General features: G+C 64.8%; 1 protein-coding gene. It reads right to left on the bottom strand.

Annotated elements, in window-relative coordinates:
- On the bottom strand, positions 1-244 hold a 244-nt coding region (locus JT719_RS25075; RefSeq protein ID WP_207436495.1), incomplete at both ends, for a Clp protease N-terminal domain-containing protein.

Raw genomic sequence — 244 nt, forward strand, 5'->3', positions numbered from 1 at the left:
GGACGCGCTGGAAACCGGCCGTGGGCTTGGCGTCGTCGGGCCGGTTGGTGATCAGGTTGGCAAGCTCGTTGTCGAGATAGTCCGACAGTTCGGCACGCAGGCGGTCCAGATCGACACCGCATGCGCGCAAGACGGCAGTGGCATCGGAGTCCTCGGTCAACGCGAGCAGAAGATGTTCCAGCGTCGCGTATTCGTGCCTGCGCTCGTTCGCGTGGGCCAGGGCTCGATGCAGCGTCTGTTCCAG

Source organism: Sabulibacter ruber (assembly GCF_017355955.1).
Taxonomy (GTDB): domain Bacteria; phylum Bacteroidota; class Bacteroidia; order Cytophagales; family Hymenobacteraceae; genus Nibribacter; species Nibribacter ruber_A.